We start from the raw sequence: 25,500 nt of genomic DNA, 5'->3' as shown, positions 1-25,500 counted from the left end.
ATTGACACCGGAGCTGGCATGACCGGGAATCCCCCGCCCAACACCTCACCGCCCCGGCTGCGCAGCCTTCTGATCGCCCCGGCCAGCCGCCCCGACCTGTGTGCCAAGCTGCCCCGTAGCGGTCCCGACGCAGTGGTGCTGGATCTGGAGGACGCGGTGGCCCCTGCGGCCAAGGCCGGGGCCCGTGCCCAGGCCCGGACCGCAACGGCCGAGCTGCACGACAAGCACCCCGAGCTGACCATTTTCGTGCGGCTCAACCCCCCCGGCAGCGAGTGGTTCAGCGGTGATGTGGCTGGGGCTCTGACCGGGGGTCTGACCGGGGTGGTGGTGCCCAAGCTGGAGAGCGGTGCCCAGGTGGATCGAGTCATGGCCGCGCTGGAGCGAGCCGGCCGGGACGATCTTTTGATCCTGGCCGGCATCGAAACCGCCGCCGGGGTGGCCCGGGCCGCCGATGTGCTGGGGCACCCCGGGGTTGCAGCCGCCTATTTTGGTGCCGAGGACTTCATCACCGACATGGGTGGGGTGCGCACCGCTGGGGGCCTCGAAGTGCTGTACGCCCGCTCCCGGGTGGCGCTGGCCGCCCGCCTGGCCGGAGTGCCCGCTCTGGACCAGGTGGTGATCGAGTTCGGTGATGACAACCGGTTCCGCACCGATGCTTCGCTGGGCCGGTCCATGGGTTATCGCGGCAAGCTCTGCATACACCCCGCCCAGGTACCGCTGGCCAACCAGTGCTTCTCCCCGTCTGCTGCCGAGCGGGACCGGGCTCGAGCGTTGCTGACCGTATGGGATCAGGCCCTGGCCCGGGGCGAAGCCTCGGTGGCATTCGAGGGCCAGATGATCGACGAGCCCCTGGCCCGCCGGGCCCGGGCGGTTTTGGATGAGTAACCGTGGTAGGGGTCGGTGTTGTTTTTAGGGCGGTTTTGGATGAGTAACCGTGGTAGGGCTGGATGTGGCAGGCTGGTGGGGTGGTAAAGCGTCGTGATCGGATCCGCCTGTCTCCCGAGGAGCTGAAAACCTTCATCGAGGAGCAGAAGAGCCTGCAAGTAGCCACCATCAACCGGGACGGGACACCGCATATGAGCACCCTGTGGTTCGCGGTGGTGGACGGCGACATCGTGTTCGAGACCTACACCAAGTCGCAGAAGATCAAGAACCTGGAGCGGGACGACCGCATCGCCTTGCTGCTGGAGGACGGGCTCGAGTACGACAAACTCCGGGGAGTGGCGATCAACGGGCGGGCTGAGCTGCACACCGATCCGGCAGTGGTGCACCGCTATGCCTTGGAGGTGATGGCTCGCAACAATCCCGGTATCGACCGGGAGATGCTCTCCAAAGCGGCCGAGAGCATGGCACAGAAGCGCACAGCGGTGGTGGTGAAGGCGGAGCGCACCATTAGCTGGGATCACACCAAACTGGGCGGCAGCTACTGACGCCACCCCGCCGCTGGCCTCGGGGCCGGTAGCCTTGGGGATCTGGTGAAGGATTTGCTGAGGTGGTTGTCGCACTCCCGGCCCGGTGAGCGCGCTGGGTCGAGCTGGGGGATCTGGTGAAGGATCTGCTGAGGTGGTTGTCGCACCTGCTCCGGTTGGTGGTGCTGATGCCGATGCTGGCCCTGGCGGTGGCCGCCACCTTGTTCGTGGTTTGGGATCCGGTAGCCGATGTTCTGAAGTCGTGGGAATCCACCCCGGTGGACGTGAACCTGGCCGAGGACGTGAGCGTGAACGAGCTGTCCATCCGCTCCTACGTGTACGACACCGACCAGCGGCTCGTGGATGTGTTCAGCTACGTCGAGAACCGCGAGTTGGTCGGGCTGGATGACATTTCCGATCCGGTGAAGAGCGCGGTGATCGCCATCGAGGACAAGAACTTCTATCTCCACTCCGGAATAGATCTGAGTGCGGTGTTCCGGGCCGGCCTCGAGAACGTGGGGGCCGGCGGTATCACCCAGGGCGGTTCGACCATCACCCAGCAGCTCATCAAGAACCTGGTGGTGGGGAACAAGGTGGAGGCCGAGCGCAAGACCCAGGAGATGGCCATGGCCAAGCGTCTGGAGCGGGAGCTGAGCAAGGACGAGATTCTCAACCTCTACCTGAACACGGTTTATTTCGGCGAGGGTGCCTACGGCGTGCAGGCCGCGGCCGAGGTGTACTGGGGAATGGATGCGTCCGATCTGGGTTGGGGGGAGGCTGCGTTGCTGGCCGCGCTCATCAGCAACCCCGGCGGCTACGACCCCATTCTCAACCCTCTCAGAGCCTTGCGCCAGCGCCGGGTTGTGCTCAACCGGCTGTCCCTGCTGGGCTACATCACCGCCGAGGAGGCCGATGCCCTCAACCTCCAGCCGCTCCCCACCGAGGTCTACGAGATCGAGCTTCCCCCCAAGAGTTATTTCGTGGAGGAGGTCAAGCAGCAGCTCCTGGACGACCCCAAGTATCTGGGCGGCAGCCCCGAGGACCGCTTCAACCTGGTTTTCAACGGCGGGTTGAGCATCTACACCACCTTCGACCCAAAGACCCAGCGGCAGGCCGAGGATGCGGTGAACGCCACCATGGTTGAGTACGAACTTGGCGATCACGGTGACGTTGTGGCCCACATGGCCCTGGCCGCCCTCGAGCCCGATACCGGAGCGGTGCGGGCGTTGGTGGGCGGGCCGGGCTTTGCCCAGGACGAGGAGGAGTTCAACCTGGCCACCCAGGGTTCCCGCCAGCCGGGGTCGGCGTTCAAGACGTTCGTCATGTTGACCCTGTTCGAGCAGGGGTACCAGCCCAGCGACCGGATCAGTGGCCGGGGTCCCTGCCAGATTCCCAACCCCGGTGGTGTCCCCGACCCCTATGTGGCCGAGAACTTCGCCGGATCGGCTGGACGGTTGGACACCATCACCAACCAGATCAGGGTCTCGTCCAACTGCGGGTTCTTGAGGCTGGGCCAGGTGGCGGGGATCCAGCCGGTCATCGACACCGCGACCGAGATGGGCATAACCACCGAACTGGAACCGGTGGCGTCGCTGCCGCTGGGTTCCGAGGAGGTGCACCCCATCGATATGGCATCGGCCTACGGGGTGATGGCCACCGGGGGTATCCGGTACGAGCCCTACCTCATCGAACGGATCGTCGACCGCCGGGGCAACGTCATCTATGAGCACGAGCTGTCCGGCCGGCGGGTGGTTTCGGAGCGCTCGGCCTGCTGGGCCACCGATGTTCTTGAGAACAACGTGATCAACGGCACCGGCCGGCGGGCCCAGTTGCCGGCCCAGACCGCCGCGGGCAAGACCGGCACCACCGAAGAATCGGCCGATGCCTGGTTCGTCGGGTTCACCCCCCATCTGGCCACTGCGGTGTGGTTGGGGAACCCCAACGAGGTCATACCCATGCGGCGGGTGACCGGCAGCTCCTATCCGGCGGTCGCTTGGGGGCGGTTCATGACCGGCTACCACGAGGGCAGGGAAGTGGTGGATTTTCCCCGCTGCCCGAACGAACCCCGGATCGGCAGTCTGATCGAGTTGGAGGGCGTGTTCACGGTGCACAACCCCTGCGAGGCCTCGGGAGCGCAGGATGATTCGGAACCCGGGGAAACGCCCCCTGCTACGGTTGCCGTCCCGGTGGACACTGATGACGACGGTGTTCACGACATCTGTTTGAACCTCGATACCTTCGGGGGAGTCGAGCCCTGCGGGCCCAGCGAGTTCGTTACCGAGGACGGCGATCCCGTCACCCTGTACTGCGGGACTCCCTCGGCCGTTCAGGTGCAATGCCCCGATGGTCAGTTCCCCCTGGACTCCGACGATGACGGCATTGCCGAAACCTGCGTGGGCTCTGCCGCCACCCCGGACCCTTCGCCCGATTCCGGGGGTGTTCCCGATCCTGGGGGTGTGCCTGATCCCGCGCCCGATTCTGGGGGTGTGCCTGATCCTTCGGCCGATTCTGCCACCACCCCTGATCCTGGGGGCGCGCCTGCTCCTAGTATCGAGCCGTGAGCGTCGACAGATTCCAACGCCTTCTCGCGGTTCAGGACCACGACACCAGGGTGGACCAGCTCCGCTACCGGTTGGACAACCTGGACGAGCGAGCCGCTCTGGTTGCCTGCGGGCAGGCCCGCCAGCAGGTTCTGAGCCGCCAGGAGGAGGTTAAGGTCAACCGTTTGGAGCTTCAGAGGACTCTCAAGCGCAACGAGGACGATCTGGCTGCGCTGGAGGAGCGCACCAAGCGGGAGAACGACCGCCTGTACTCCGGGGAAATCAGCGGTACCCGGGATTTGCTGGCCCTCCAGGACGAGGTGAACGGGTTGCGGTCCCGCTGTTCGGACATGGAAGAGCAGGCTCTGATGCTGATGGAGGCCATAGAGGGGGTGAGTGCCGATCTCGGAGCCCTGGATGCCGAGGTCGAGGCGGCCGAGGCGGCCGAGGTTGAGGCTCGGCGACAGTTGGCCGAGGCCGAGGCCGTGGTGAGGGAGGAGATCGACAGGGAGGTCGCGGCCCGATCGGTGGAGGCGGCCGGGATCCCCGAGACTTTGCTGGCCGGCTACGAAAGCCTGCGGGCTCGCATGGGTGGGGTTGCGGTGGCCCGCTTCCGCAACGGGACCTGCGAGGGCTGCCACCTGGCGCTGTCGGCCATGGAGCAGGATCGTATCCGCCGCGCGCCCGCCGATGAGGTCTGCTACTGCGAGGAGTGCGGCTGCATTCTGATTCGGGCCTGATCGGGGTAAGTCCGTGTTCATTCCGGTTCGGGCCTGATCGGATTCAAGCCGTGTTCATCTGGTTTTTGGCCCTCAGTTTCGTTCTGGTGGCTCTGGTGTTCGACAGCCCGGCGCTGGACTATCGGGTGGTGATGCTCGGATCGGTACTGCCCCTGGTCGAGCTGGCGGCCGGGGGTCCGTGGGTTCTGCACACCCTGCTCGCTCCGCTGCTTGTGCTGGCTGCGGTGATGGCGGTTACCCGGGGGCACCGATTGGCACGGCGTCGCTGGTTGGGGCTCCCCATCGGGTTGTTCTTGTACCTGGTGCTGGACGGGGCGTGGTTGCGCACCGAACTCTTCTGGTGGCCTGCTCGGGGGGTGGTTGTGGAGGCCGGTGAGCTGCCCGAGTTGAAGCCGGTGGCCGTACTGGTCGCGCTGGAGGTGATAGGGCTGGTCGTCGGGGCCTGGGCGGTGCACCGCTACGGCTTGGCCGACCGGAAGAGGTGGAGGCTTTTCCTCACCCAGGGTCGATTGGACCGCGCCAGGATGGGCAGCAGGGGATCACGGCGCTGAGTCCCGGCCAGTTGCGGTGAGGGGGGGGGGGGGGGGATAAGCGCGGCGCTGAATCCCGGCACATAAAAACGGTGAGCCGGCCTGTAGGCGGGATTCTGTCCCGGTCCTGGCGGACCGTGGGTGACCATCCATCTATGCGGCCTACCCGGGGACTGCCCCCTGGTGGGGGCGGTGGGCCACCATGTCCCCTGCTTGGCCTTGCTCCCGGTGGGGTTTGCCTAGCGAACCGGGTTGCCCCGGCCCCTGGTGCGCTCTTACCGCACCGTTTCACCCTTGCCTGTGCCCGGTTTTGCGGGCCATCGGCGGTCTGTTCTCTGTGGCACTTTCCTGCGGGTCGCCCCGACTGGCCGTTAGCCAGCACCGTTGCCCTGTGGAGTCCCGACCTTCCTCGACCTCGAATCCCGGATTTCGGGCCCCGAAGCCGCGGCCACCCGGCCGACTCACCGTCCCCTCCAGTCTGCCATCCCGAGCTCCCCGGGGGCCAGGCAGCGATAGCAAGGGCCATCCCGAACGCCCGGGGGCCGGGAGGTTTCAGGATCAGAAGCTGATGGCGGAGAGGTCGGGATGCCAGCGTGCGGCTCGGTTCACCGCTTCGTGCCAGCGGTCGCGGTCCAATGTTCCCGCCGGTTCGATCACGGCCCGGGGCGACCAGGAGTCCGCCACCTCCTGCCAGCTCGACCATTGGCCCAGGGCCCGCCCGGCCAACACCGCGGCCCCCAGCGCCGTTCCCTCCGGTACCGGGCAGAGCTCCACGGGACGGCCCAGCGCATCGGCCAGAATCTGAATGAAAACCGGGTTCTGGGACATGCCACCATCCATCCGGAGTCGCTCTAACCGGCAGTCGCTGTCGGCTTCGGCCGCTTCCATCAGGTCGGCGGCTCGGTGGGCCACCCCCTCGAGGACGGCTCTGACCAGGTGAGCCGCGGTGGTGCCCCCGGTGATGCCGAGAATCGCCCCCCTAGCTCCGAAGTCCCAGTGGGGGGTGCCCAAGCCGAACAGGGCGGGCACATAGACCACGCCACCGGTGTCGGCCACGCTGCCGGCGAGCTCCATGGACTGAGCGGCATCGGTCAGCAGGCCCACGTCGTCGATGAGCCAGCTCATGTTGGATCCCGCGGCGATCATCATGGCTTCCACCCCCCAGACGAGGTCGCCGCCCTCCTGCCAGGCCACGATGGGGAAGGTTCCCCGGGGGCTGCGGTTCTCGAAGGCCGGCCGTTCGGCACCGGTACACACATCCAGAAAGGCACCGGTACCGAATGTCAGCTTGGCCAGGCCCTTGAGAACGCAGCGCTGCCCGATGAGCGACGACTGCTGGTCACCGATGATCCCGGCGATGGGCGGAGCTCCCGGCAGGGCGGTGGCGTTGCCCACAACCCCGGTGGAGTCGACGATTTCCGGCAAGCAGGTGGGGGGGATGGCGAGAAGATCGATCACCGCCTCCGACCAGCCCCGCCCGTCAGCGGTCAGCATCCCGCTCATGGCCGCGTTGGAGGGGTCGATAACATGGGCCGCACCCTGCGACAGGCACCACACCGTCCAGGTGTCCACGGTGCCGAAACACAGATCACGGGTCCGGTCGGGGTCGTGCAGATCCAGAAGGTAGGCGAGTTTGGTGGCCGATTCGTTGGGTACCAGCCGCAGGCCCCGGTCCTGCCAGGCCAGGCAATCACCCACGGTGCGCAAATCCTGCCACCCGATAGCGGGTTCCAGCGGTTCGCCGGTGCGGCGGTCCCAAACCACCGCCGACCCCCGCTGGTTGGTGACCGCCACCGCATCGACCCCTCCAACCTCGTCGATGACCTCCGTCGCGGTTTGGAGCACGACCTCGGCCATATCGCTCGCATCGAACTCCACCAATCCGGGTTCGGGCATCCTCGGGGGCGTGCGCCGCTGGCGAAAGCAGATCACCCGGTGGCCGTCGGTCACTGCCGAGCGGATGCTGCTGGTGCCCACATCAATGACACAGATGTTCATGGAGGAGATTGTGGCAGGGGGGCGGGGGTGGTCCACACTATGGCCATGAGCCTGGGTGAGCACGGGGGGTGGGTCGGCGTGTTCCGAGAGTTGACCGGGGGTGGTCGGTTGACTGCCGAGGTGGCCAACGCGGCGATGACCGATATTTTGACCGGCGGGGCTACGCCGGCTCAGATCGGGGGGTTCCTGGTGGCTCTGCGGATCAGGGGGGAAACCGTTGAGGAGTTGGTGGGTTTGCTAACGGCAATGCGGGCGGCATCGGAGACGGTACCGCTCGATGCCGCGGCCCTGGGGCTCATCGATACCTGCGGTACCGGCGGCGATGGTAGCGGGAGCATCAACGTGTCCACTGCTGCGGCGCTGGTGGCGGCCGGCGCGGGGGCTCGAGTCTGCAAGCACGGCAACCGGTCGGCCTCGTCCCGCTGCGGTTCGGCCGATGTGCTGGAGGCGCTGGGCGCGGTCATCAATCTCGGCCCGACCGGGGTGGCCCGCTGCGTGACCGAGACCGGTTTCGGCTTCTGCCTGGCCCCCCGGTTCCATCCCGCCATGCGTCACGCCGGTCCGTCCCGCCGGGAGCTGGGAGTGACCACGGTGTTCAACTTTCTGGGACCGCTGGCCAACCCGGCGGGGGTAACCCACCAGTTGGTGGGCATCAGTGACCGGGCCATGGCCGAGATCATGCTGGAAGTGCTGGCCGTCACCGGTTCCGAGCGGGCCATGATCGTGCACGGTCACCACGGTTTGGACGAGCTGTCCACCACCGGGCCGACCGAAGTTTGGGAACTGCGGGACGGTGGCACCCTCCGCTACACGGTGGATCCGGCTGATCTGGGCCTGGCGGTCGCGAAGGCTGAGGACCTGGTGGGGGGGGATGCCGCGGTGAACGCCGGCTGCCTGGAGCGGGTCCTGGACGGCCAAAGGGGGGCGCACAGGGACATAGTGGTGCTGAACGCGGCGGCTGCGTTGGGGGTGGCCGGGATGTGCGGATCCTTGGGTGAGGGTCTGGAGGCCGCCACCGCATCCATCGACAGTGGGCGGGCCCGCCAGGTGCTGGAGTTGTTCGTTTCGGTATCCAAAGACGCCGCCCACTAGGTAGCCTTCGGAAGTGGGCATTAGCAGCTCCCCGGAGTTGTTCGCTTGGGTATCCAAGGGTGCCGCCCGGTCAGGGAAGGAGTAGGAATGGAAAAGCCGTATAGTCCGGCCATAGATGAACTCAGGCAGGTGCTCGTTGCCGCGGTGGAAGCGGCTAAGGCGGGATTGAAGGAGAAGCCCCCCATCGATCCACCCACTCGCTTGAAGCCCCTCTTGAGGTTGACAACGAAATTGCCCGATAGGGCACTGTCGCAGGTGCGGGGGGTGGTGGACAGCGACGAGGAGTTCCGGGGGAGGGTGGTCGAGAGCGTAAAAGAGGAGGACTTGGGCCGGGTCGGCTGGCTGTGGCTGACCCGCCCGGACGGGTGGGAGCAGGAGTGCCGGGATCTGGCCGAGGCGGCGGAGATCGAGACCGAGCAGGCCACCGGTAACCAGCAGGTCGAGGCGCTGGAGCAAAAGCTGCAAAGAACCGAAGCGGCCCTGGAAAAGGCCGAGCGCCGCCGGGAGAAGGCAGAGGAAGACCGCGACGCGGCCCGCAACGATGCGATGCAGGCCCGCACCCAGGCCCGCCGGTCTGCTGATGAGGCCGCCAAGCTGTCCGCAGAGTTGGACAAGGTGCGGGCGGGGAAAGATGGCGCTCTGAAAAAATTGGAGCGGGCCCAGCGCAAGCAGGACCGCACCGAGTCGAAGCTCAAGAGCGTTACGGCCAAGAAGGATCGGCTCGAAAAGGAATGGGGAGAAGCCCGTGATCAGCATCGCGACGAACTCGATGATCTGACCGAGCGGCTGGCCGTGGCGCAGGACGGGGTGGATCGGGCCCGAGCGGCGGGGTTCGATCCCGACCCGGAGCCCCCGCCGGTGGTGGAGGCCGATCCCGACCCGGAGCCCCCGCTCACCCATCGAGTACCGGCATCTTTGCCTCCCGGCATGCTTCAGGACACCGTGGAGGCCGCCGAGCATCTTCTCCGTCATGAGCCTGATTTGGTCGTCCTGGTGGATGGCTACAACGTGACCTTCAAGAACTGGGCGGATCTTCCGCCGCGGGGACAGCGGCAGCGATTCCTCCAGAAGCTGGAGGAGTTGAGCGCTCGCTACAGCGGGGTCGATCTGGTGGTGGTGTTCGACGGCAAGCAGACCGACTACGACTACATCCCCACCACCGCCCGCTCCCTGGGACTGTCCGTCCGCTTCTCCGCTCCGGGGGTGACCGCCGACGACCACATCATCGGTTTGTGCGACAACTACCCGCTCAAGCGCAAGATCGTGGTGGTCTCGGAGGACAACGAGGTTCGCGAGCGGGCCCGCGACCGGGGGGCCAACCTGGTTCGCCCCTACAAGCTGCTGGAGATCATGGGTCTGGAAGTGGCCGATCCCCTGGGATGGTCGGGTTTTGGCGAATAGTGAGTCCCCCTGATTCCGCCGAGGTTATCTCTCAGTGAGTCCCCCTGATTCCACCGAGGTTATCTCTGCCGGCGTGGCTGCCGGTCTGGATGCCGTCGGGGTGGCCCGGGCCGAGCGGTTCGGGTCGGTGCGGGCCGAGCTGGTGCGGCACCGGGACCAGGGACTCCACGGGGGTATGGCGTTCACCTATCGCAACCCCGATCGTTCCACCGACCCCGGCCGGGTGGTTGACGGGGCCCGCTCCCTGGTGGTCGGCGCACTCGGGTACCGTCGCCCGACCCCGGTGCGACCCGACCGGGCCGTGGGCCGGGTGGCCGCGTATGCTCGGCGCGATCACTATGGCGCGCTGAGGCAGGCCCTGGGGCAGGTGGCCGCCATGCTGGTTGCCGCCGGATACGAGGCCGTGGTGGTGGCCGACGACAATGCCCTGGTTGATCGGGAGGCCGCCCGCAGAGCCGGGTTGGGTTGGTACGGCAAGAACAGCAACATCTTGCTGCCGGGCCGGGGGAGCTGGTTCGTATTGGGCACCGTGGTCACCACCGCCGAACTGGTCCCGTCGGACCCGGTGCCCGATCAGTGCGGGCCATGCCGCCGCTGCCTGGAAAGCTGCCCCACCGGAGCCATCATCGCCCCCGGGGTGGTGGACGCCCGCCGCTGCCTGGCCTGGCTGGTGCAGGCCGGTGGCGACTTTCCCCTGGAGTACCGGGAGGCCCTGGGAAACCGGATCTACGGCTGCGACGACTGCCAGGAGGTGTGCCCCCCCAACCGGTTGCTCGAAGATGCCGGTGAAGATGCCAGTGTTGGTACGGCTTCCGGCTCCGAGGAGGACATGGCGTGGGGGTCGGTGGCTGGGGGTGTGTCATCCGGCTCCGAGGAGGAGATGGCGTGGGTGGACCTGGTGGAGTTGTTGGGGTTGGACGATGACCGGCTCATGGATCGTTACGGTCGTTGGTACATTCCCCGGCGTGAACCCCGCTACGTGCGGCGCAACGCGCTGGTGGCGCTGGGCAACTCGGGGCGGGGGGATGATCCCGAGGTTGTAGCCACCGTGGTGCGCTACCTGGCCGATGCCGATCCGATGCTGGTCCGCCACGCGGTCTGGGCCGCCCGCCGCCTCGGGGTGGATGCGGCAGTACCGGCTTGAGTCATGGCCCGGCACCTGCTGGTTACCAACGACTACCCGCCCAAGGTGGGGGGTATTCAGAACTACCTGTGGGAGTTGTGGCGCCGCTTGCCCCCCGATGATGTCTGCGTACTGACCCGGTCGCATCCCGGAGATGCCGAATGGGATGCCCAGCAGGACCATCGGGTGGTTCGTTCCCCGCGCCGGTTCTTGCTGCCCACCCCCGACATGGCCGGCGAGATAACCGATCTGGTTGAGCAGGTCGGTGCCGAGCTGGTCATCTACGATCCTGCGGTCCCGCTCGGGGTGCTGGCCCCTCGACTGCCCCACCCCTACGGCGTGGTTCTCCACGGTGCCGAGGTGACCGTTCCCGGACGCTTGCCGGGAGGCAAGCAGGTGCTGGCCCGCGTGTTGCGCGGGGCCCGGGTGGTGATCGCGGCGGGACGGTACTCGGTGGCCGAGGCCGAGCGAGCCGCGGGGGGACCGTTGCCCGCGGTGATCGTGCCCCCGGGGGTGGATCTGGACCGCTTCGAACCCCTGGATGCCGCCCGGAGGGTGGAGGTCCGCCGCCGATTCGGCCTGCCGGTGGATGCGCCGGTGGTGGTATCCATCAGCCGTCTGGTGCCCCGCAAGGGCATGGATGTTCTCATCGAGGCATCGGCTCGCCTGGCCGACCGCCATCCGGGATTAACCCTGGTGGTGGCGGGCAGCGGGCGGGATCGGGCCCGGTTGGATCGCCTCATAGGCCGCACCGGTGCTCCGGCCCGGTTGCTCGACCGGGTGACCGACTCGGACCTGCCCGACCTCTACGGCTGCGCCGACGTGTTCGCCATGGTGTGCCGCCGGCGGTGGGGAGGTCTGGAGCAGGAGGGGTTCGGCATCGTGTTCCTGGAGGCCGCCGCCGCCGGGGTGCCGCAGTTGGCCGGCGACAGCGGGGGAGCGGCTGAAGCGGTGAAGCATGGCCGCACCGGTCTGGTGGTGGACAAGCCCAGCCACGTGGACGCCGTGACCGCCTTGCTGGATGCCCTGCTGTCCGATCCTGCCCGGTTGCGGCGGATGGGGCTGGAGAGCCGGCTGCGGGTGGTGGCCGAATTCTCCTACGACTACGTGGCGGAACGGTTGCGGGTCTTGATAGATGAGGTCATCCACCGGGGTGAGAATCGCGAGCCATGTTGAGCCAACGTCTGGTGCCGAAAGGGGCCGAAACGCAGATTATCCTCCCGCGCCTCCAAAGCCTCGTATGTTGAGCCAACGTCTGGTGCCGAAAGGGGCCGAGGGTCGGGATCTGCTTCGGGCCTGCTGGGCCGGGACCGGTCTGTTCACCGCCATTGCCATTCTCACCACCGCTGCCCCCGGTGCCATGGCCATTCCCATCTCGGTGGTGTCGCTGGCACTGTTTGCCGGGGGATGCGGGGCCATGCTCTGGGCCTTCCGGCGGGCCCTGCTGCGCAGTCGCTACGAGCTGATCGGGGTGGGAGGCCTGTACTTCCTGGCCGGGTGCGCTCCCCGCCCGGTACGGCTCTCGATGATGTCTGCGCTGGCGGTGGAGGTCGTCGTGGCGCTGATCGCGGCCTCGGTGCGCCCCTTCACCGCCGCCGCGTTCGGTATCCTGGTACCCGTGTACGCGTTGGGCCTGTCCGGTGCATGGGGGGCCGGGTACGGGACTTTCCCACCCCGCCCCTCCGGCGGCACAACCTCCATTTACGATGATCCATCTAGGAACGGTGACCATGTTTGATCACGCCACCCGGAGTATTTCGATCCAGGCATCGCCGGAGCGGTGCTTTGAAGTGGTGTGCGACTTTGAGTCCTATCCCCAGTGGGCCACGGAGGTCAAGCAGGTCGAGGTGGTTCGACGGGACGATGACGGCCGGGGCGGTTTGGTGTCGTTCCGGGCCGCGGCGATGGGTCGCAGCACCAACTACCTGCTGGAGTACTACTACGGGACCAACCCGCTCCGGATTTCCTGGCGCCTGGTTCAGGGCGATCTGACCCGCCGCCTCGACGGGGAATATTGCTTCAACCCGGTACCCGGAGAGCCCGATCTCACCGAGGTCACCTACCACCTGGCCGTCCAGATGGTGATGCCACTACCCGGTTTCGTGAAGCGCCGGGCCGAGGCCCGCATCATGCGCACCGCGCTGGAGGATCTACGGCGGCGAGCCGAATCCGGCGCGGGCAAACTCTCCTAGATCCGCCCCGGGTGGGGGAGGGGGGAGGGGGCATTGGGTTGGTTGCCGGCGATTCCCCCTAGATGAACCTGGATCCGCCCCGGGTGGGGGTACATTGGGAGCGTGGACTTCCGCCGGATAAACAACCTGCCCCCGTATGTGTTCACCATCATCAACGATCTGAAGGTGGAGAGCCGCCGAGCCGGCCATGACGTGATCGATCTGGGGTTCGGCAACCCCGACCTCCCGTCGCCGGACATCGCGGTGGACAAGCTGGCCGAGGCGGCCCGCAACCCCCGCAACCACCGCTATTCGGCCAGTAGGGGCATTCCCAAGCTCCGGGAGGCCGTTGCCGGTTACTACGCCCGCCGGTTCGGAGTGTATCTGGATCCCGAGACGGAGGTGATCAACACCATCGGGGCCAAGGAGGGGTTGTCCCACCTCATGTGGACCTTGCTCCAGCCCGGCGATGCCGCTCTGGTTCCCTCCCCGTCCTACCCGATCCATCTGTACGCCCCGCTTTTCGCCGGTGCCGAGGTGCGTGAGATCCCGCTCAGTACCGGAACCGATTTCTTCGGGACCATGCAGGAACGCTGGCAGTACTCCTGGCCCAAACCCCGCATCATCGTTCTGTCCTTCCCCCACAACCCGACCACGGCCTGCGTGGACCTGGAGTTCATGGCCGGCGTGGTGGACTTCGCCCGGGAGCACGATGTTCTTCTGGTTCACGACTTCGCTTACGCCGACCTGGGGTACGACGGCTACCTTCCGCCGTCCATCATGCAGGTGGAGGGGGCCAAGGAGGTGGCGGTGGAGTTCTACTCCATGACCAAGTCCTTCTCGATGGCCGGGTGGCGGGTGGCGTACATGGTGGGCAACCCCGAGGTGGTGGCGGCGCTGGCCAAGCTCAAGTCGTACCTGGACTACGGCACCTTCCAGCCCATCCAGATAGCGGCCACGGTGACCCTGAACGAGGCTCCCGGTTACCCCAAGGAGGTGTGCGACATCTACCAGAGTCGCCGGGACGCCCTCTGCTCGGGGTTGAACCGCATGGGCTGGGAGGTGGAGCCGCCGCGTGGCACCATGTTCGTGTGGGCCAAGATACCGGAGCCATACCTGGCGATGGGGTCGGTGGAGTTCGCCTCCTGGCTGGTTCGGGACGCTCGAGTAGCGGTTTCCCCGGGCGTGGGATTCGGGCCCGGAGGTGAGGGTCATGTCAGGTTCGCCCTTATCGAGAACGAGCAGCGCACCGCACAGGCCGTTCGCCAGCTCCGCCAAGCGCTCGCCGAACTGGGCTGATTATTCATGAGGTTGACCGGAGGTGGTGATCATTTATGAGGGTTGGGGTGTTGACCGGGGGTGGTGATTGCCCGGGGTTGAATGCGGTTATCCGGGCGATAGTGCGCAAGGCCGAGCGCCACTACCAGGACAGCGTGCTCGGTTTTCTGGATGGGTGGCGGGGGGTTCTGGAGGGCGACTTCATCGAGTTGGACGTGGAGCGCATGCGGGGAACGCTGCCCCGGGGCGGCACCGTGCTGGGCACCTCCCGGGTATCCCCCCGAATGTACGACGACGGGATCGACCGGGTGGGATCGACCATGGCATCAGCCGGCATCGATGCCTTGATCGTCATCGGGGGCGAGGGCACCCTGTCGGCGGCGGTGGGGGTACAAACGGCGGGGGCGGCCAATGTGGTTGGGGTCCCCAAGACCATTGACAACGATATAGGTTTGACCGAGTTGACCTTCGGGTTCGATACCGCGGTGGGAGTGGCTACTGCGGCCATCGACCGGTTGCACACCACCGCCGAGTCGCACGATCGGGTGATGGTGGTGGAGGTGATGGGCCGCCACGTGGGCCACATCGCCACCTGGGCGGGTATCGCCGGTGGGGCCACGCTCACCCTGATCCCCGAGGATCCCTTCGACATCAACGCGGTGGCCGAGACCATCATCAGGCGTCACCGCAACGGCAAGTGGGCCTCCATAGTGGTCGTGGCCGAGGGGGCCCGGCCGGCGGAGGGCACTCTGGAGCTACCCCCGCCGGATATCGACCAGTTCGGCCACATTCGTTTGGGGGGTATAGGCCAGGTGGTTGCCGCCGAGATAGAGGCCCGCACCGGTTTCGACGCCCGGGTCACGGTGTTGGGCCATATCCAGCGGGGCGGCACCCCGTCGGCGCTGGATCGGGTTCTGTGCTCGTGGTACGGCATTGCCGCCATCGACGCGGTCCACGACGGCGACTGGGGTTCGATGGTGGCGTTTCGCGGTGGCGAGATGGTTCGAGTGCGCCTGGATCAGGCGGTGGCCGAGCTAAAGCCGGTCAATCCCGCTCTCTACGAGGTGGCGCGGGCTTTTTTCGCTTAGCTGCTGTTCCGGCCCGGGCTTTTTTCGCTTAGCTGCTGTTCTGGTTCGGGCTTTTTTCGCTTAGCTGCTGTTCTGGTTCGGGCTTTTTTCGCTTAGAGCGCGCGCAGATAGGTTAGTCGGGGTTGAGTTTGGTGAGTTTGATGGTGATGATGAGGGTGATGGCGAGTGCGAGTTGGCCGAGGCGTGCTTTGGTGTTGCGGTCGGTGTTGCGGCGTAGTTGTCCGAAGTTGGATAGCCAGGAGTTGGTGCGTTCTATGGTCCAGCGTTTCCCCAGGGGTATGGGTTTGGGTTCTTGGGGGGTGGTGGCGGGTGCTCGTTTGGGAGCGCAGACGATGTCTTCGATTCCGTAGCTCCAGCAGGTTCGGCGGACGGGCTCACCGGTATAGCCGCGATCTAGGTGCAGGGTCTCGATGTCTAGGTGTAGACCGCGTTGTGCTGTGGCCGCCAAAGTGGGAGCGAACAGTTGCTGGTCGTGACGGTTCGCGGCCCCAGCGGCCCAACCCACTGGGATAGCTGTTACGGTCCGCCAGAAGCGACCATTTCCACCCGGATTTGCCCCTGTCAACAGGGCTTTTACCCGTTCCCTCCCCACCGCAGGGTGCTTTGTGGGTCGAGGTGTCCACCGATGCTTCGGACAAATCGATGCCCACAACGCGGTCGTAGCCCTCTATGGCTTCGGTGACGACACCTTCGAACACACCCTGGGCGTTCCACTCATTGAACCGGGTGCGCAACACCGTTTCACCGCCTTTGCCCAACCGGCCCACCACATCCCAACAACAACCGGTCACCAACCGCAACAAGATCCCCTCAAACACGTCACGGTCAGGGATCCTCGGCCGGTGACAACCCAACGGATGAAACACCTCCCCCCGCACCGGCACAAGCGGCTCCACCGCCGCCCACACAGCATCCACCACCCGCGGATCCAAAGCACCCATGATCACAACACCTCCACCATGTCGTTGTCGTTGAATAACTACCCGACATCAAAGCCGGACCAACACAACGACAGGTGGATGGCCACCTATCTGCGCGCGCTCTTAGCTGCTGTTCTGGTTCGGGCTTTTTCTCCTAGCCGCCGTTCTCGTCGTTGTTGTTGGAGAAGTCCAACCTGAATCCGGGAGGCAGGGTGGGATCGGGCACGGCGGTGGGGGTCGGTTCGGGCGATGGCGTGGGGGTCGGGGGAACGGGGGTGGGCTCGGCAGTGGCGGTGGGCTCGGCCTGCTGGTCGGGGTCCACCGACCGGAAATCGTCGCGGGTCACCGGGTCCTCGCTCTCACCGCTATCGGTGGGCAGGGGTACGGGGTTGTCGTTCAACCTCAGCAAGAAGCGGGTCGCCCCGGTGGCCTGGGTGGCGGTGAATACCAGTTGGGCCACGGCCAGCCGGCGGGTTTCACCCTCCAACCGCTCTTCGAAGACCTCCGACTCCAGGGCAACGGTCACCAGATCCCCGGACGGCTCCACGGATACCACTTTGACCTCGGCGGGCAGGGCGGTTGACAGAGCCTGCTCGGTCTCCGCTTCGTTGGGGGCGGACAGCAGCGTTTCCAGCACGGTTCTGAGATCGGCGGGGCTGGCCACGTCACGGCTCGTCGGATGCAGCAGGTTGTTGTCGTCTATCAGGTATAACAGCACCTTCTGGGTGACCAGCGGGGTGGGTTCGATGGGTTCGGGGGTGGTGGCCAGGTCGTCGGGGAGGCGGGAATAGTCCAATGTGCGGGGGCTACTGTCCTCGGGCACCGAGCAGGTGGTGCCGAACAGGGCCAGGGCTACCAGCAGGATTCGCAGGGGTGCCGTCCGGGTCATGGAACCACTATCGGCAAGCGGACCACGAAGCGGGCCCCGGAGCGGCCGTCGGGCCGGTTCTCGCACCATACCCGACCCTTGTGAAGCCGCACATGCTCGGCCACCAGTGCCAGTCCCAGTCCTACGCCGGTGCTGGCTCCCCGCTCGCCTCCCTGGCGGCCCCGGGAGAACCGGTCGAAGATGTGCTCCCGCTCTTCGGCGGCCACCCCCGGCCCGGCATCCTCCACAATTATCTCGATCTCCCTTCCCCGGCGCATGAGCACCACGCTGGTGGCACCTCCGGCGTACTTCTGGGCGTTGCTCACCAGATTGTCGATCACCTGCACCAGCCGGCGCTTGTCGGCTCTCACCCTTACCCGGGCTGTGGTCGGATCGCAGATTATGGGTATGTCGGTGGGACTGGAAATCGATACCGCGTTCTGCACGAACTCGAGCAGGGTGAACAGGTCCGGGTCCAGCTCGGCGGTCCCCACGTCGAAGCGGGAGATCTCCAGCAAGTCCTCCACCAGGTGTTCGAAGCGGTTCACGTCCTCGGTCAGCAGGTCCAGAGCGGTTCGGGCCCGCTCGGGGAGCTCGGCCCGGCGGGTATTCATGACCTCCACCGAAGCGGAGAGGGTCATGAGGGGGGACCTGAGTTCGTGGCTCACTTCGGACGCGAAGCGCTCGTCGCGCGCGATCCGGTTCTGGAGTGCCCCCACCATGGTGTTGAACGAGTCGGTGAGGGCCACCAGCTCCTGGGCGGTCCCTGCCTCCAAGCGGGTGCTGAGATTGCCCCGGGCGATGGATTGGGCCGCCTCGCCGATATCCACCAGCGGGCGCAGCAGGCGGCGACTGGCCCAGAAGCCGACTCCGGCTGATACCAGCGTGACGGCACCGCTGGCACCGGCCAGGATGATTCCCAGCGAGCCCAGCGTGTCCTCGATCTCATCCAGGGGGGTGGCCTCGTAGTAGGAGGCGTTGAGTCCGGGGATGGGTATGCCCACCACCAGAAAGGGTTTGTCTCTCACCCGGTAGCGCATCTGTGCGGGTCTCCCGCTCTCCACCGTGCGGCGCAGGCGCTCGTTTATGTTGCCCGACTCGAACTCGAAGGACTGCTGGAACCAGTCGTCTCCCACCCGGAGAACGGGTCGGGAGCCCTCCGGGGTGGCAAGGGTGTTGACCAGGTTCTGGAGGGCTTCCGACCCGGTTTCGGGTCTCAGCCGGCGGCTGACCGAGGAGGCGTTGAACCCAACGGTGGCCAAGGCATCGTTCTCCCTCCCATCCAGCAGGTTCTGGCGGGTCAGCGCGAACACCGCCACCGTCAGCAGCCCCGACAGCACCAGGGTGGTGAGCACGAAGGCCAGGATGAATCGGGTGCGAAGCTTCAGCTTGCGGGTCCGGGAACCCACCCGTTCCCACATGCGGGAATGCAATCCCGGCCGGTGAACCTCGGAACCCTCCAGGGGTTGGGACATCAGTGGGGTGTCCTAGTGCTTGCCCTTGGGGGTTGGGACATCAGTGGGGTGTCCTAGTGCTTGCCCTTGGGGGTTGGGACATCCTCGGGCCGGGCCGGGGCCTGGAGCTTGTAACCCAGGCCCCGGACGGTCACCACGTACCGGGGGTTGGCCGGGTCGCGCTCGATCTTGGTGCGCAGGCGCCGGATGTGAACGTCCACCAGGCGGCCATCCCCCAGGTACCCGATATCCCACACCTGCTGGAGAAGGGCCTCCCGGCTGAGCACCTTGCCGGAGTTGGCGGCCAACTCGACCAGAAGGCGGAACTCCGTCTTGGTGAGGTGGACCTCCTCACCGGTGATGGTCACCACCCCCTGCTCGGGCAGGATCTCCAGTTGCCCGAAGCGAAAGTTGGTCATGACGCTGTCGGAGGTTCGCACCCGGCGCAGAAGGGCACGGATCCGGGCCGAGAGTTCCTTGGGAGCGAAGGGCTTGGTCAGGTAGTCGTCGGCCCCTGCTTCCAGGCCGGCCACCACATCGTGGGTATCGGCTCGGGCGGTAACCATGATGATGGGTACATCGCTGGTTCTCCGAAGGGCGCGACATACCTCGAAACCGTCGAGGTCGGGAAGCATTATGTCGATGAGCACCACATCGGCCGGTTTCTCGGAGAAAGCTTTGTAGGCATCCCGGCCGTTGGCGGCTTCCAGGACTTCCCAGCCCTCGTCCTCAAGAGCGAGACGGACCGCGGTGCGGATCCTCTCGTCGTCCTCAATGGTCAGGATGCGAGTTTCCACCCCAGAATGGTGCCCGATTTTCGGTGCTCATGCGTGACTCATTGCGCATCGAGCGTTGGCTGCGAGCGTTCATATACGGTCGGCAGCGGCACTTTGTAGCAGCTTCAGAAGGGGTTCGGCCACCGCGGGGGCAGCGGCGAACACGAAATCACTACTGGGTGGCCCCCCGTTGAGGTCCTGGACCACCGCTCCGGCCTCCGCCGCTATCAGTACGCCGGCGGCGTAGTCCCACGGGTTGAGTCCGACCTCGAAGAAGGCATCCACCCGGCCGCAGGCTACCCAGCAGAGATCGATTGCCGCTCCTCCCACCCGCCGAATGTCGCCGATCATCGGCAGCAGCTCGCCGAGCACTTCGGCCTGCCGCCGCCGCCGCTCGTGCTGGTAGGAGAACCCGGTGGCCACCAGGGCCAGGGCCGGGTCGCCCCCGGTTCGGACGGTCATGGGAAGCCCGTTGACTCGGGCTCCGCCGCCCCGATGGGCGGTGAATGCCTCGTTCAGGATGGGGTCGAGCACCGCTCCGGCAACAACCCGGCCCCCCATCTCGGCCGCCACCGACACCCCGAACCCGGGATGGCCGTGGACGAAGTTGACGGTGCCGTCTATGGGGTCGATTATCCAGCGCACACCGCTGGTGCCGTCCCGGACCGAGCCCTCCTCTCCCATCACCCCGTCATCCGGCCGGTGGGCCGAAAGGAAGTCCACGATGGCGGCCTCGCAGGCCAGATCCATGTCGGTGACCAGGTCGGTGGGTGAGGACTTGGCCGTGATCCGGCGTTGGGCACCGGTTTCCACCCGCAGCATGGAGGCGGCTACTCCGGCGGCCTCGGCGGCCAGTTTCTCCAGCTCTGCGTTCCCAGTTTCCAACCTCCCCACAACCGACACCCTACGCTTGGTGTCAGGGCTTTTCGAGGAAACTCCTGTTGTGGTTCAGATGTCAGCTTGGTGCCCGGGCTTTTCGAGGAAACTCCCCTTGCGGTTCAGCGGCGATGGCGGTCTTGGCGGCGGCCGCCGAACATTCGCCACTCCTCCATGGCCCGCAGCGTCAAAACCGCCACCACGGCCAGACCCATCGCGCCGGCCACCGCTCCGATCAGGGCACTGAGCCCGGTCCACAGACCGCAGGAGCCCTCGCACTGGAGATCGATGTAGGCAAAGCCGATGAGGCCGCCGCACAGGCCCCCGACCAGTATTGATGCGAAGGCCAGCCAGCGGGCCCCCCGGGGTGGGGCTGCGGTTCGTTCTGCCATTGAGGCTGGGCGTTTTCCTGAATCTCGTTCTGCCGGCGAGGGTGGGCGTTCCCCTGAATCTGGGGGGGAGCCCGTCGAGTTCTCCTCGGGCGATTCCGGGTCGGCCATCCACCCATATTACGGCCCCGGCGGGCTGGGTGTTTATCGGGGTGGGGTAGCGGGTGGGGCCATGGCGGTTTGGGTGTTTATCGGGGTGGGGTAGCGGGTGGGGCCATACTGGAGCTATGTCGGGGGCGAGGCCGGGATCGGTTCGGGATTGGGCGGTGGCCGGGGGAGTTATCCTGCGGGGGGAGCAATTGTTGCTGGTACGGAACCGGCGCCGCAACGACTCGGTGGAGTGGAGCACCCCCGGAGGGGTGGTGGATCCGGGCGAGACGATGCTGGAGGCACTGGGTCGTGAGGTGCGAGAGGAGACCGGGCTCCGGGTGCATCTTTGGGACGGGCCGTTGTACCGGGTAATAGTGGATTTCGCCGATCTGGGTTGGCGGCTCCGGGTGGAGACCCACCGGGCATTGGATTGGGACGGCCGGATCGTGGTGGAGGACCCCGACGGTATTGTGGAACACGCCGATTTCTACGATCCCGATGAGTGCGAGGCCCTCCTGGCCCAGAGCCCCCGCTGGGTGCACGAGCCGTTGCTGGAGTGGTGCCGTGATCGATCCGACCGGGTGTTGAGCTACTGCTACCGGGTGACCGGACTCGAGGCTCGGGGCCTGGAGGTTGCCCGCTTGTGACCGGTTCCGGTGATGCATCACGGGCAGGCCAGGGGCACCACCGCCGTTCGGGGTCGATCCTGCATGTGGACATGGACGCGTTCTTCGTGTCGGTGGAACTGCTGCGGCATCCCGAGTTGCGAGGGCTGCCGGTGGCGGTGGGGGGTTCGGGCCGCCGGGGTGTGGTGGCATCGGCCTCCTACGAGGCCCGGGCCTACGGGGTCAAATCGGCCATGCCGGCCGTTCAGGCCCGCCGGCAGTGCCCCGATCTGGTGTTCCTACCCGGTGATCACGCCCTTTACCTGGAGGTCAGCGAGCGCATCATGTCCATCCTCCGGTCGTTCACCCCGCTGGTTGAACCCCTGTCGGTGGACGAGGCCTTTCTGGATGTGTCCGGTTCCCGCCATCACCCGGTTGAGATAGGCCATCGGATCCGCCGAAGGGTCCGAGAGGAGGAGGGGATCGGTTGCGCAGTGGGGGTGGCCTCGATCAAGTTCCTGGCCAAGCTGGGCTCCAAGCTGGCCAAGCCCGAGCCCACCCCATCGGGACCGGCCGGCGGGATCGGGGTGTACGAGGTCGGGGTGGGGCAGGAGCGGGCATTCCTGTCTCCCCGCCCGGTGAGCGATATCTGGGGGGTGGGCCCAGCCACCCTGGCCAGCCTCACCCGGATCGGCATCACCACCATCGGGGAGCTGGCCGAGTTCTCCATCGAGCGGCTGGTCGAGGTCGTCGGCAAGGCCCAGGGCCGGCATCTTCACAATCTGGCCAATGCCGTTGATCCCCGCCCGGTGAACCCGAGCACGGAGCCCAAGTCGATGAGTCGCGAGGAGACTTTCCCCCGCGACCTGCACACCCATGAGGCCATCGGTGCGGTGGTGGTGGGGCTCAGCGACTCGGTGGCCTCCCGGCTCCGGGCCGCCGGTCTGGCGGGGCGAAAAATCACCGTGAAGGTTCGCTTCGGGGACTTCCGCACCATAACCAGGTCTTGCACACCGGCCGGCCCGGTTGACTCCGGGGTTGTCCTGGCCAGGGAGGCCAAGCGGCTCCTGGATTCGGTGGATGTGGCATCGGGTGTGCGCCTCATAGGAGTGGGGGTGTCGGAACTGGAGGGCACCGGCCGCCATCAGCTCTCCCTGGACGACATAGGTTCCCCGTCGTGGCGCGATGTGGATAGGGCCATTGATCTCATCAGGGATCGTTTCGGGGATGGGGCCATCCACCCCGGGGCGAAGCAAGCGGCTGGTTCGGGAACAAACCGGTGGTTGAAGCCGGGTTCGCCCTGACGGCACCCCTTCGGGATAAGACGGCGTTTCGGGATAAGACGGAGCCCTCTCGGGATAATTGGGATAACCGGTATTGTCAGGCGGGTTGGCCTGTGAGACACTTTAGGCGTGCCACTTTCCGAGGACGAGCAACGAATCCTCAGCGAGATAGAGGAACGACTGTACGAGACCGACCCGGCGTTGGCTCGCGAGGTCGGCCGGACCACGGTGTTCACCCATCCGGCCCGCAATCTCCGGCTGGCCGTTCTGGCCGGCATCGCCGGTTTGGTGTTCATGATCCTGACCCTGTCCACCTCGCTGTGGCTGTCGTTTCTGGGGTTCCTGGTCATGCTGGCCGCATCGCTGTGGGGCTGGAGCAACCTGCGCCAGCTCGGTCGGTTCGGGCTCCAGCAGATCAGCGAAAGCATCAATCGGGGCGACGTGAGCGCCTACCTGCGATCACCGGGCCGGCGCATTCTCAACCGCCTGCGCCGCGGCAGCGCCGATCACCCCGAACGCGAGTAGCGCAGGCACCCCGGCAACGGCGGGGGCTTGGCAGTGCTCAGGGCTCCGGAGCTGGGTTGTTTTTTGTCCGGGTGGTGAACAGCGGTTGCGGGTTGAATGCCGCAATCATCCTCCGGTGCCGGCTCGTTCGGAATCTGACCTCGGAGCGCACCGACATCGACCAGGTTCGGGCCAGCCACTGATGGCGGTCCGTGGGTTCGGACGGGCCGAAGGTGGCGGCTGCGACCAGCTCCCCCAGGTTTCGCAGGTCGGGGCTGTGCAGCGGGATCTGCTTTATGGCCCTATGGGCGAATTCGGCATGGGTTTCATCCGGCCGGGGGATGACGTTGATCAGCGCCAGCGACTCGATGGTCTCGGCCCAGACAACCTTGATTCTTCCCCGGTTCCCGGGAGCCTTCCCGAGTCGCCGTTTCCGCTGGAGGCGCTTCAACCAGGGGACCGACGCGATCAGCAGAACGGCCAGGACAGGGGCCAGAATGGCAGGCCAGGGTATCCGGGTTCCCTTGCCGTTGCCGTCACCGCCGCCGGTGGGGGTCTCACCGGAGTCCGCCAGCTCGGAGCCGATGAGGCTCTCGAAATCGATGGGTATGTCGGAGTCGGGGTCCGGGTCGGGGGGCAGGTCTTCCCCGGACGGTGGGGTCACGGTGTCGCCGGTGTGCTGGCTCTCGGCCACTCCGGTGTAGTTCTGAGCCCCGGGGGCCCCCCGGCCCGGTGTGGGCTCGAATGCCACCCATCCGGCCCCGTTCAAAAAGACCTCGGGCCAGGCGTGGGCGTGCTGGCCCCGCACCCGGTACAGGCCGGGATCGGAGGGATCGGACTCGCCCACGGTGAAGCCCACCGCCACCCGGGCCGGCAGACCCAATGATCGGGCCATGGCGGCGAAAGTTCCGGCAAACTGCTCGCAATAACCTCGCCGGGTCTCCAGGAAACTTTCGATGCGGTTCTCGGAATGGCCCCCTGCGGTGCTGGTGTCGTAGATGAAGCTCCCATCGCGAAAAAAGTTCTGAAGGGCCAACGCCTGCTCGTAGTCCGATCCGGTGCCCCCACCGATCTCGGCGGCCAGCTCCCGTATCCGGGGACTGAAGTCGGAGGGTAGGCGGGTGTAGCGGGCCAGATCGGGACTGGTTGGTGCCGAACTGGGGATGGCTCTGAGCGCCTCGGGGTCGAACCGGGGTACCGCCGACACCACGGTGTAGGTGAGGTTGTCGGAGTTGGCCAGCGATCGGCCCACGATCAGTGTGGAGGATGACGGTTCATAGCTGATGTCGGTAATGTCGGAATCCAGGTACCGGGGTTCGAATGCCGCCGGCAGCCATACCGCGGCCAACTGCTCTATGTGGTACTCCTGGGAGGACTGCTCGACGCTGGTACCCGACGGGAATTGGGACGGCAGCCGGGAGGGGCTCTCGGCGTAGTCGGCTCGGGATGTCCATACCTGGCCATCGAACCGATCCAGTGAGGTGAGGCGCCAGTACGACCGCTGGTCCGCTCGCACCCGGAACATAACCGTCTCGGCCTGGTTCACCAGCCGCCCCCTGATGTCCACCAGGGGGCTGATCACGAACCGCTCGGTACCGGAATCGTCGCGGTCGGCGATACCGGTCAGGTCGAGCAGGGGATCGTCGTGGTCACCCAGCACCGGACCCACCAGCACCGCCGCGGCCAGCGCGATTGCGGCCGGCAAGGCACCGGCCAGCAACATCGCCCGGCGCCCATCCGGTGCTCGGCTCTCCCCTCCCAGCCACGCCGCGCCGGTGGTGCGGGCCACCACCCGGTGAATCCAGACAAAAAGCAGCAGGGCGGCGATGAACACCCCGATGGTGAGCATCCGGTGGCGCTCATCGCCTATTAGCCCCACGAGGCCGGTGACCGCGATGGGCAGCAGCAGGGACTCGAGCAGGGTCCGTGTCCTCATGGCCGCCCAGTCGTTGAAGAAGGCCAGTGCCCACACGGCCGCCATGGCGCTGACGATGAACCCGTTCAGGGGTTCCACCGGCGGGCTGAGGTTGCCCAGAGCCGCCCAGGCCTGGTCCTGGTCGTTGATCAATGCTGACCAGGTGCTTCTTGCGGGCAGACCCCAAAAGGTGGTGTCCCGGTAGTGGGTCCAGGTGATCACCAGGATCAAGCCGACCCCCCCGACCAGAGCCGATACCGGTACACCCCAGCCGATGCGGCGGGCGGACAGGGCCAGCAGGTGGCTGCTCAGGGCGGCAATGAGCACGGGTATGACCCAGCGGTCGCCCTCGAACACCCGGATCAGGCCGAAGGCGAGGGCCAGCGTGAGTATCGGGCCAACTGCCTCCAGGGTCACCGTCCAGAGAGCCGAGTTCCCCCTTGCCGGTGC

Annotated in this window: 24 protein-coding genes, 1 other RNA gene and 1 pseudogene; 16 read left to right on the top strand and 10 right to left on the bottom strand. The window is 66.4% G+C overall.

What is annotated here, in order from left to right; genetic code table 11:
* Positions 1 to 18: 18 nt before the first annotated feature.
* From ACOGXC_RS08065 to ACOGXC_RS08045, 5 genes are all read left to right on the top strand, one after another.
* Complete coding sequence (locus tag ACOGXC_RS08065; protein WP_419917687.1) at positions 19 to 885, top strand: HpcH/HpaI aldolase/citrate lyase family protein; 867 nt, start codon at positions 19 to 21, stop codon at positions 883 to 885.
* 80 nt (positions 886 to 965) lie between these two features.
* Positions 966 to 1,430 (top strand): pyridoxamine 5'-phosphate oxidase family protein, encoded by a 465-nt coding sequence (locus ACOGXC_RS08060; protein ID WP_419917686.1) that lies wholly within the window; start codon positions 966 to 968, stop codon positions 1,428 to 1,430.
* Positions 1,431 to 1,546: 116 nt separating this feature from the next.
* Positions 1,547 to 3,970, top strand: a complete 2,424-nt coding sequence (locus ACOGXC_RS08055) for a transglycosylase domain-containing protein (RefSeq protein ID WP_419917685.1) — start codon at positions 1,547 to 1,549, stop codon at positions 3,968 to 3,970.
* Positions 3,967 to 4,689, top strand: a complete 723-nt coding sequence (locus tag ACOGXC_RS08050; RefSeq protein ID WP_419917684.1) for a zinc ribbon domain-containing protein — start codon at positions 3,967 to 3,969, stop codon at positions 4,687 to 4,689. The genes ACOGXC_RS08055 and ACOGXC_RS08050 overlap by 4 nt, the downstream gene beginning before the upstream one ends.
* A gap of 50 nt (positions 4,690 to 4,739) precedes the next feature.
* Positions 4,740 to 5,240 carry a hypothetical protein gene (locus ACOGXC_RS08045; protein WP_419917683.1) on the top strand — a complete coding sequence of 167 codons (501 nt, stop codon included), beginning with the start codon at positions 4,740 to 4,742 and terminating at the stop codon, positions 5,238 to 5,240.
* 68 nt (positions 5,241 to 5,308) lie between these two features.
* Here the strand turns inward: ACOGXC_RS08045 and rnpB are convergent.
* Positions 5,309 to 5,683: RNase P RNA component class A (gene rnpB, locus ACOGXC_RS08040), an RNA gene on the bottom strand.
* Between the two features lie 94 nt (positions 5,684 to 5,777).
* Positions 5,778 to 7,217 carry an FGGY family carbohydrate kinase gene (locus ACOGXC_RS08035; protein ID WP_419917682.1) on the bottom strand — a complete coding sequence of 480 codons (1,440 nt, stop codon included), beginning with the start codon at positions 7,215 to 7,217 and terminating at the stop codon, positions 5,778 to 5,780.
* Between the two features lie 39 nt (positions 7,218 to 7,256).
* Between ACOGXC_RS08035 and trpD the strand changes: the two genes are divergently transcribed.
* The 8 genes from trpD to ACOGXC_RS07995 all read left to right on the top strand — a co-directional run bounded on the left by trpD (position 7,257) and on the right by ACOGXC_RS07995 (position 15,370).
* Positions 7,257 to 8,309, top strand: a complete 1,053-nt coding sequence (trpD, locus tag ACOGXC_RS08030) for an anthranilate phosphoribosyltransferase (protein WP_419917681.1) — start codon at positions 7,257 to 7,259, stop codon at positions 8,307 to 8,309.
* 87 nt (positions 8,310 to 8,396) lie between these two features.
* The gene (locus ACOGXC_RS08025) at positions 8,397 to 9,710 is read left to right on the top strand and encodes an NYN domain-containing protein (RefSeq protein ID WP_419917680.1); all 1,314 of its coding nucleotides are present in this window, start codon (positions 8,397 to 8,399) and stop codon (positions 9,708 to 9,710) included.
* Between the two features lie 34 nt (positions 9,711 to 9,744).
* Positions 9,745 to 10,854, top strand: a complete 1,110-nt coding sequence (gene queG / locus ACOGXC_RS08020) for a tRNA epoxyqueuosine(34) reductase QueG (protein ID WP_419917679.1) — start codon at positions 9,745 to 9,747, stop codon at positions 10,852 to 10,854.
* Between the two features lie 3 nt (positions 10,855 to 10,857).
* Complete coding sequence (locus ACOGXC_RS08015) at positions 10,858 to 12,009, top strand: glycosyltransferase family 4 protein (RefSeq protein ID WP_419917678.1); 1,152 nt, start codon at positions 10,858 to 10,860, stop codon at positions 12,007 to 12,009.
* A gap of 67 nt (positions 12,010 to 12,076) precedes the next feature.
* The gene (locus tag ACOGXC_RS08010) at positions 12,077 to 12,571 is read left to right on the top strand and encodes a hypothetical protein (protein ID WP_419917677.1); all 495 of its coding nucleotides are present in this window, start codon (positions 12,077 to 12,079) and stop codon (positions 12,569 to 12,571) included.
* Positions 12,564 to 13,025 (top strand): SRPBCC family protein, encoded by a 462-nt coding sequence (locus tag ACOGXC_RS08005; protein WP_419920047.1) that lies wholly within the window; start codon positions 12,564 to 12,566, stop codon positions 13,023 to 13,025. The genes ACOGXC_RS08010 and ACOGXC_RS08005 overlap by 8 nt, the downstream gene beginning before the upstream one ends.
* Positions 13,026 to 13,127: 102 nt before the next feature.
* A complete protein-coding gene (locus ACOGXC_RS08000; RefSeq protein WP_419917676.1) occupies positions 13,128 to 14,303 on the top strand; it encodes an aminotransferase class I/II-fold pyridoxal phosphate-dependent enzyme in 1,176 nt (391 codons plus the stop codon).
* Positions 14,304 to 14,338: 35 nt separating this feature from the next.
* The gene (locus ACOGXC_RS07995; RefSeq protein ID WP_419917675.1) at positions 14,339 to 15,370 is read left to right on the top strand and encodes a 6-phosphofructokinase; all 1,032 of its coding nucleotides are present in this window, start codon (positions 14,339 to 14,341) and stop codon (positions 15,368 to 15,370) included.
* Positions 15,371 to 15,482: 112 nt separating this feature from the next.
* Here the strand turns inward: ACOGXC_RS07995 and ACOGXC_RS07990 are convergent, their stop codons facing one another.
* From ACOGXC_RS07990 to ACOGXC_RS07960, 7 genes and pseudogenes are all read right to left on the bottom strand, one after another.
* The gene (locus tag ACOGXC_RS07990) at positions 15,483 to 15,875 is read right to left on the bottom strand and encodes a transposase (protein ID WP_419917674.1); all 393 of its coding nucleotides are present in this window, start codon (positions 15,873 to 15,875) and stop codon (positions 15,483 to 15,485) included.
* Between the two features lie 190 nt (positions 15,876 to 16,065).
* Positions 16,066 to 16,311 (bottom strand): annotated as a pseudogene (locus ACOGXC_RS07985) (transposase); the annotation flags it as partial.
* 133 nt (positions 16,312 to 16,444) lie between these two features.
* Positions 16,445 to 17,179: a GerMN domain-containing protein gene (locus ACOGXC_RS07980; RefSeq protein ID WP_419917673.1), complete on the bottom strand. Its 735-nt coding sequence runs from the start codon at positions 17,177 to 17,179 to the stop codon at positions 16,445 to 16,447.
* A complete protein-coding gene (locus tag ACOGXC_RS07975; RefSeq protein WP_419917672.1) occupies positions 17,176 to 18,633 on the bottom strand; it encodes a sensor histidine kinase in 1,458 nt (485 codons plus the stop codon). The genes ACOGXC_RS07980 and ACOGXC_RS07975 overlap by 4 nt, the downstream gene beginning before the upstream one ends.
* Positions 18,634 to 18,686: 53 nt before the next feature.
* Positions 18,687 to 19,409: a response regulator gene (locus tag ACOGXC_RS07970; protein WP_419917671.1), complete on the bottom strand. Its 723-nt coding sequence runs from the start codon at positions 19,407 to 19,409 to the stop codon at positions 18,687 to 18,689.
* A gap of 69 nt (positions 19,410 to 19,478) precedes the next feature.
* Positions 19,479 to 20,282 (bottom strand): inositol monophosphatase family protein, encoded by an 804-nt coding sequence (locus ACOGXC_RS07965; protein WP_419917670.1) that lies wholly within the window; start codon positions 20,280 to 20,282, stop codon positions 19,479 to 19,481.
* A gap of 104 nt (positions 20,283 to 20,386) precedes the next feature.
* Positions 20,387 to 20,656 carry a hypothetical protein gene (locus tag ACOGXC_RS07960; RefSeq protein WP_419917669.1) on the bottom strand — a complete coding sequence of 90 codons (270 nt, stop codon included), beginning with the start codon at positions 20,654 to 20,656 and terminating at the stop codon, positions 20,387 to 20,389.
* A gap of 263 nt (positions 20,657 to 20,919) precedes the next feature.
* On the opposite strand from ACOGXC_RS07960, the gene ACOGXC_RS07955 reads away from it, so the two are divergent.
* The 3 genes from ACOGXC_RS07955 to ACOGXC_RS07945 all read left to right on the top strand — a co-directional run bounded on the left by ACOGXC_RS07955 (position 20,920) and on the right by ACOGXC_RS07945 (position 23,156).
* A complete protein-coding gene (locus tag ACOGXC_RS07955) occupies positions 20,920 to 21,390 on the top strand; it encodes an NUDIX hydrolase (protein ID WP_419917668.1) in 471 nt (156 codons plus the stop codon).
* The gene (gene dinB / locus ACOGXC_RS07950) at positions 21,387 to 22,652 is read left to right on the top strand and encodes a DNA polymerase IV (RefSeq protein WP_419917667.1); all 1,266 of its coding nucleotides are present in this window, start codon (positions 21,387 to 21,389) and stop codon (positions 22,650 to 22,652) included. The genes ACOGXC_RS07955 and dinB overlap by 4 nt, the downstream gene beginning before the upstream one ends.
* Positions 22,653 to 22,760: 108 nt before the next feature.
* A complete protein-coding gene (locus ACOGXC_RS07945; protein WP_419917666.1) occupies positions 22,761 to 23,156 on the top strand; it encodes a DUF3040 domain-containing protein in 396 nt (131 codons plus the stop codon).
* A 37-nt stretch (positions 23,157 to 23,193) separates the two neighbouring features.
* Here ACOGXC_RS07945 and ACOGXC_RS07940 read toward each other — a convergent pair whose 3' ends face one another.
* Positions 23,194 to 25,467 (bottom strand): transglutaminase TgpA family protein, encoded by a 2,274-nt coding sequence (locus ACOGXC_RS07940; protein ID WP_419917665.1) that lies wholly within the window; start codon positions 25,465 to 25,467, stop codon positions 23,194 to 23,196.
* Positions 25,468 to 25,500: the final 33 nt, after the last annotated feature.

This window comes from Candidatus Poriferisocius sp., assembly GCF_965202595.1.
Taxonomy (GTDB): domain Bacteria; phylum Actinomycetota; class Acidimicrobiia; order Acidimicrobiales; family Bin134; genus Poriferisocius.
Note: the sequence above shows the minus strand (reverse complement) of the source record. Positions and strands in the feature narration are given on the sequence as shown.

Coding starts and splice junctions, on each gene's coding strand:
- ACOGXC_RS08065 (WP_419917687.1), top strand. CDS start 19: ATGACCGGGAATCCCCCGCCCAACACCTCACCGCCCCGGCTGCGCAGC.
- ACOGXC_RS08035 (WP_419917682.1), bottom strand. CDS start 7,217: ATGAACATCTGTGTCATTGATGTGGGCACCAGCAGCATCCGCTCGGCA.
- trpD (WP_419917681.1), top strand. CDS start 7,257: ATGGCCATGAGCCTGGGTGAGCACGGGGGGTGGGTCGGCGTGTTCCGA.
- ACOGXC_RS08025 (WP_419917680.1), top strand. CDS start 8,397: ATGGAAAAGCCGTATAGTCCGGCCATAGATGAACTCAGGCAGGTGCTC.
- ACOGXC_RS08015 (WP_419917678.1), top strand. CDS start 10,858: ATGGCCCGGCACCTGCTGGTTACCAACGACTACCCGCCCAAGGTGGGG.
- ACOGXC_RS08005 (WP_419920047.1), top strand. CDS start 12,564: ATGTTTGATCACGCCACCCGGAGTATTTCGATCCAGGCATCGCCGGAG.
- ACOGXC_RS07995 (WP_419917675.1), top strand. CDS start 14,339: ATGAGGGTTGGGGTGTTGACCGGGGGTGGTGATTGCCCGGGGTTGAAT.
- ACOGXC_RS07980 (WP_419917673.1), bottom strand. CDS start 17,179: ATGACCCGGACGGCACCCCTGCGAATCCTGCTGGTAGCCCTGGCCCTG.
- ACOGXC_RS07975 (WP_419917672.1), bottom strand. CDS start 18,633: ATGTCCCAACCCCTGGAGGGTTCCGAGGTTCACCGGCCGGGATTGCAT.
- ACOGXC_RS07960 (WP_419917669.1), bottom strand. CDS start 20,656: ATGGCAGAACGAACCGCAGCCCCACCCCGGGGGGCCCGCTGGCTGGCC.